At 67.8% G+C, this 5,643-nt stretch carries 6 protein-coding genes; 4 read left to right on the top strand and 2 right to left on the bottom strand.

Annotated features, from left to right (window positions below; translation table 11 throughout):
- On the bottom strand, positions 1-588 hold a 588-nt coding region (locus M878_RS90630; RefSeq protein WP_031227328.1), incomplete at its 3' end, for a VOC family protein.
- Positions 589-874: 286 nt separating this feature from the next.
- Here M878_RS90630 and M878_RS90625 point away from each other — a divergent pair.
- Both M878_RS90625 and M878_RS90620 read left to right on the top strand, forming a co-directional pair.
- Positions 875-1,255: an antibiotic biosynthesis monooxygenase family protein gene (locus tag M878_RS90625; protein ID WP_023553743.1), complete on the top strand. Its 381-nt coding sequence runs from the start codon at positions 875-877 to the stop codon at positions 1,253-1,255.
- A gap of 600 nt (positions 1,256-1,855) precedes the next feature.
- Positions 1,856-2,071 carry a hypothetical protein gene (locus tag M878_RS90620; RefSeq protein WP_158692887.1) on the top strand — a complete coding sequence of 72 codons (216 nt, stop codon included), beginning with the start codon at positions 1,856-1,858 and terminating at the stop codon, positions 2,069-2,071.
- Positions 2,072-2,361: 290 nt separating this feature from the next.
- Here the strand turns inward: M878_RS90620 and M878_RS90615 are convergent, their stop codons facing one another.
- Positions 2,362-3,339, bottom strand: a complete 978-nt coding sequence (locus M878_RS90615) for a hypothetical protein (RefSeq protein ID WP_078630545.1) — start codon at positions 3,337-3,339, stop codon at positions 2,362-2,364.
- Between the two features lie 599 nt (positions 3,340-3,938).
- Between M878_RS90615 and M878_RS90610 the strand changes: the two genes are divergently transcribed.
- Together M878_RS90610 and M878_RS50430 are read left to right on the top strand one after the other, a co-directional pair.
- Positions 3,939-5,045, top strand: a complete 1,107-nt coding sequence (locus M878_RS90610; protein ID WP_158692886.1) for a hypothetical protein — start codon at positions 3,939-3,941, stop codon at positions 5,043-5,045.
- A 205-nt stretch (positions 5,046-5,250) separates the two neighbouring features.
- Positions 5,251-5,616, top strand: coding sequence for a DUF4158 domain-containing protein (locus M878_RS50430; protein WP_023553738.1), 366 nt, complete (start codon positions 5,251-5,253; stop codon positions 5,614-5,616).
- Positions 5,617-5,643 lie beyond the last annotated feature (27 nt).

Below are 5,643 nucleotides of genomic sequence, written 5' to 3'. Positions count from 1 at the left end.
GTCAAGATGGAGGCGGTCCGGCACGGTCTTCACGTCGGGCGTACGGAGGAACTCGAAATACGGGCCGACACCCTTGGCGGAGCGCAACACCGCGTGATCGTCGGTCACCTCGTGCAGGGTCCAGTCGACCGCCTCGCCCCAGAACCGGGCCATGGCGCGCGGATCCGCGCAGTCGACCACCACCGCGGCGATCGGCCCGGTGTCCCGGTAGATCTCCCGAGGCTCCAGCACGCAGAACTCGTTGCCCTCGGGGTCGGCGAGGACCGTCCACGGCACTTTGCCCTGGCCCACGTCGGCGGGCGTCGCACCGAGAGCCTGCAGGCGTACGACCAGCTCCGCCTGATGGGCCGCAGAGGTGGTGGCGAGATCGAGGTGCACACGGTTCTTCGTCGTTGTCTTGGGTTCCGGGACGGGAACGACGTCGATGCCGACGGCGACCGGGTCCGGCCACACAAGGCCGCCGACGGGTCCAACGTACGTGGTCACGCCGAGGCTGTAAGCACTCCAGCCGAGCGCCTCCGCCCAGAACCGGCCGACCGCTGAAGCATCAAGAGCCTTTATGTTCACGTGAACAGGTCGCAGCGCCATGCCGACGATCCTATGCGCCCGCTCCGCAACGACATCCGCAGCGTCGCCGAACAGGGATCAACTCGCTGACCAACACAATGGTCAGCTCGCCAACTGGTGCCGCGCATCAGCCAATTGTTCGCCCTGTTCCGCATCCCTCGCGCCGTTCTGTGAACCGGTGGGCTCGTGGCCGTTTCCGGGAGCTGGAGGAGAGCTCGGACGGCTTTGGTCAAGAGCCCGATCCCTCATGTGTCCCGTTCAGGAAAGACGCTGGATCGTTGGCCGCATCCCGCCCTACGGTGGCGCCATGAGCAATCACTCGGAAGCGCCTGTCGCGCCCGTCGAGGCCTATGAACCCCCTTACTACGTGGCTGTCTTCACCGCGGTGCGAACCCAGGACCAGAGCGGATACGGCGAGACCAACACACGCATGGAAGACCTGGTGAAGGACGTCCCTGGGTTCCTGGGGATGGACCACGCGCAGACCCCTGGCGGGCTGTCCATCACCGTCGGGTACTTCCGCGACGCCGACGCCCTCACGGAGTGGCGGTGCAACGCCGAGCACCGCGCGGCGCAAAAGCGAGGGCAAGTCGAGTGGTACCAGAGCTACACACTGCATGTGGCGAAAGTGGAGCGGAGCCACGGGTTCATACGAGCGCAGGTCCCGCAGAGCCCGACAGCAGGCTGACCAACCGAAGTGACTTCAGTGACCGTCCTGCCACAAGCTCGCATGGAACGGGTCGGCGTGCCCCTCGCGAGCCCGATCTAGCGTCACATCAGAGAACTTTCGTCCTGTTATGACGTGACGCACCGTTCGGATCCTGGTCCGGCAAGCGCCGTCCCGCCAGGCCGTCCGGGTGGCAGAACGAGTTCGCGTCCGCGAGATCGATGACGACGAGGGCAAGTGCCTGCTGCGGATCATCCGCAGGGGCACCGGCTCCGCGCTGCCCTGACGGCTGGCCTGAGCGGCACCGTCTTCGTTTCCATGACGAATGACCGTGTCCGGCAGCCTCCCAGAGCGTGGACCACCCGATCTGCGCCGTACCGTCCAGCTGTGCGCCACGGCCGAGACGACCACCCGCAGCACAGGGGTCGGGTGGCTCGGGGGAATCGCACCCCGGGCCACCCGACCTCCACCCCGTCTCCGTACATCGATTGATCAGGCTCGTGATCGGCGGCGGGAGCCCGCCAGCTCCGGCCGGCGCGGCAGGGGGCTCCTCGCCCCGGCCAGGACCAGGGGGCGGCGCCGTCCCAACGGTCCGGTGGACTAACGGAGTCCTACTAGCCCTTGACCTCGATGGTGACCTTCCACCTGCCTCCTGACGGGGTCGAACTGGTCAGTACCGCCGTGCCGTCCGTCGTACCTACGAACATCGCCGGAGTGACGCCGACTGGTGCGGTCATCACGCCGGTGTTCGCGGGCACCAGCACGCCGTTCCCGGCTATGTGGACCGGCTGCCACCGGCCGCTGTTCCTCGCGGTCAAGAAGATGTCCACCCTCTGACCACGCGGGAGGCAGTACACGCCCTTGTGTTTCTGCGTCAGCTGCCCGGCGGAGTGCGGCAGCACGCCGGCTGGCAGCTTCGCGCAGGCAGGAGGTGACGGCGGGGTCGGGGTGGGCGCGGGGGCTGCTGCCACCGTGGATGCCCTGGCGCTGCAGGCAGACAGCAGGGCGGCGGTCACGAGCGTGAGTACGGACAGGGTTCGGTTCACGATCATCACCCTCGAATGAGGCCGGAGGCCGAGCCCGCCCCGGTAAGGGGAGCGGACTCGGTCTGCGAACCGGATGTGGTGTCAGTGCTGGTTGCTCGCGCTGGTGTAGGAGACCACGCAGCCGCCCGCCCCGCCGTTGAAGTTGTTGCTCCACAGCGACTGCACGGCGAAGTTCGTGCCGTTGAGGCCGACGATCGTGGACGCGCCCTGCCCGCTGGAGATCCAGGCACACTTGTCGCCGGTCTCGTAGCCGGTGCTGTCCACCCAGCCACTGCTCGGGGCTGGGTCGGTGAGGGTCTCGGCGTACTCGTGGCCGCCGACGATGGTGATGCCCTCGGTGGCACCGTTGACCCCGGACGAGCCCGTCGCGACGAAGTTCGCGCCGCACCCCGTACCCGCGTCCGTGACGTACGGCATGTTGGTGTAGGGTAGGTCAGCGCCAGAGCCGGTGGTGGTGTGGTCGTGCCAGGCGCAGTACTGCGTCTTGAAGCCGTTGGGCACGACCCCGTGCGGCAGGTCGACGATGACCTCGACGTTGTCGCCGGAGACCCCGAAGTGGGCGGCGGCCTTGACAGCTTCCGCGGCGATCGAGGCGTCGCTCGGTCTGTTGGCGACCTTGGCCGAGCTGTCCAGCCAGGTGCCGGCCACGGGGTCGGAGGTGGGGTGGCCCACCGCCGTGCCGGCCCCGTTGCACTGGGTGGTGCCGACGGTCACGCCCTGGCAGTACTGGGTCTGTGAGTTGGACCAGGTGTCACCGTTGCCGTAGGCGTGCTGGAAGAAGTTCAGCTGCAGTGCGGCCTCGCCCGAGGGGTCGTTGGTGACCGTGGAGCCGGTGCCCCACTGATTGCCCCAGTAGACGACGTAGATCTGCGGGTTGGTGACGACGTTGCCGCCGTTGTACGAGAGGTTGTTGCCCGCAGCGGCCGCGGTGTGCGCGCCGCGAGTCTTCATCTGGTGGTGGTGCGGTGCGAGCTCGCCGGCCCCTGCGGGTGCGGCGGCGGCGAGACCGGCGACGGCGAGCGCTGTGGCGCAGCCGACGGCAAATGCAGAACGAAGCACGGTGGTGCCCTTCTCTGTCAGGGAGACGTGCGGGAGGGCTGTGCAACGCCGCTGGCCAGGCGGCACGTTGGTGTCACCACGTTGGAACGTGCCTTGCGCCGCGAGACGTTAGGTGATCTGTCACCTGCTGTTCAAGACTGCATCAACACCCTCAGAGCGAACTCAGAGGATCGGCAAACACGGCGGACTCGCAGGGAAGCGGCAGCATCAGGAGTTCGCTGACGCTCCGTCACCCCCGCGCCGGTCCAGAGGAAGAGTCTGTTCTCCATGTGTGCAGGTGGATTGGGTATGCCGTCCGGCGGGTGATCAGGCAGCGCTCGCGCCTTGGGGAAGGGTGGATGGCCGCGCTCACATTTGTGGGGCCGCCGAAACTGCCCAAGCTGTCCGACGAGCAGTTCGCCGAGTTGGAGAACGAACTGGCGCGGGGGCCAGGAACTGCACCTGGTCCACGAACCGTCTGGTGAACAGCCTCCGGGCCGGCGGTCCCGTGGGGTGGCGCGGTCGCACGGGCACGAAAGGATCCGCCGGGCGCACGGCTGTTCAGGTCTTCACAGCATCCCCTAAGATCCCCGTCTGTCTCCTACGCACCAGAGGGTTCCTTGAAGTCATACCTCCGGCGGATAGCGCGGCTGTGCCTCGCCGCCGCAATCAGCCTCACTCCCCTGGCAGCACCCGCTGCTTCACAGGCAGCGGCCGCCGCCTCCTCGGCAGTTGCCGCCTCCCCCGCCCACCCGGCGGCGATGGCCGGCAACGGCGGACTCGACCTGCTCGTGCAGGGCGCCAACTGGGAGGTCCTGCAGACCGCCCGATACGCCAACGGCAAGTGGGCCCCGACCAAGCACCTGTTCAAGAGCGGGTTCTTCTACGACTTCACCGACGTGGTGCAAAACGGCCGGCTGCGTCTGTTCATCGAGCAGCCCACCGGCTCGGACGTCACCTTGGAGGAGACCACCCAGAACCCGGACGGCAGCTGGCCCGCCCCCACTCCGATGCCCGGCCTGGCGCCGGTGCGGGTGACCTCCAAGCCGACGCGGAACTACCTTGCGGCAGCCGTCGTAGGAACCCATGTGCACCTGGTGTACATCGACACCAACGGCCGCCTGATGCACACCATGGAGCAGTCCCACGGCACCTGGACCGCTCCCGATCAGGTGGCGCCAGGCGGCGCCTACCGCAACGACTGGTTCGAGAGCCTGTCGGCCGCCTCGGTCGGCGGAGGGCTGCAGGTGGCCGCGGTGGACCAGATCCACCGCACGGTTCTGCACACCGCCCTCGGCACGAACGGCAGGTGGACGCCGTGGAGCAACGTGCTGTCCTGGGCCGGCACCCCCCGCCACTGGGGCATGCCGATCCGGGTGGCCATGGCCGGATTCGGCAGTAGCCTGCAGATGGTCGTGCTGACCAACGGCCAGGTCGCGCAGTACCACACCATCCGCAGCCCGAACGGGCACTGGAGCAGTTGGGACGACATCAACGCACGGGTCGATTTCAACCGCGCGGGTTTCATCGGCACCGTGCTGCAGGAGGTCACCGCCGTCAACGTGGCAGGAAACCTCCAGCTCGTTTTCGCCTCCGACGACAACCGCGGCACGCTCTTCCACACCACGCGCTACGCCAACGGCGCGTGGACCCAGGCAACGCTGGTCCAGCGCTACACGAACATGTCCGCCTGGCGACCCGCCGGAGTGGCTGGATCATCCGGCTGAGCCGCGGATGGGGCACAAGCGCCCTCCGCGCGGTGCCGGGACAATGCCCGGCACCGCTGCACCGCATCCGCCGACGGGCCTCGGAGGCGTCCCAGCAGTATTCGCGGCAAAATCAACGAAGTAGCCCCTGACCTGGGCCGTTTCCGTCGAGTCGGTTTGCTCGTTGGGCTGAACCAGTGAATTGGCTGACCGGAGCGACGGGCAGATGGCAACACGGGTGTTCTCCGACGAGGAGCAGGAGGCCCTGCGCTCGTTTCCGGCGATCGGCAAGGAAGAGCTGATCCGCTACTTCACTCTCACCCCGGCGGATGAGGCGTTCCTGCGGAAGTTCCTGCGTTCCCAGACGGTTCTCGGGGCCGCGGTGCAGTTGTGCACGCTGCCGTGGCTGGGCTTCGTGCCGGACGAGGTTCCCTCCGTTCCGCCGGCGGCGGTGGGGCGGCTGGCGCGGCAGATCGGCCTGCCGGTCGAGGTGCTGCGCGGGTACGGGGTTTCCCGGGGCAGACGCGTACGGATCATCTGCGGCAGGTGGCGACGTATATGGGCTGGCGGCCGGCGAAGTCGCTGGAGCTGACGGAACTGGACGAGTTCCTGCTGGCCC

Origin of the sequence: Streptomyces roseochromogenus subsp. oscitans DS 12.976, from assembly GCF_000497445.1 — a bacterium.
Classification (GTDB): domain Bacteria; phylum Actinomycetota; class Actinomycetes; order Streptomycetales; family Streptomycetaceae; genus Streptomyces; species Streptomyces oscitans.
The sequence above is the reverse complement of the archived record's forward strand: the minus strand, read 5'-3'. Positions and strand labels throughout refer to the sequence as shown.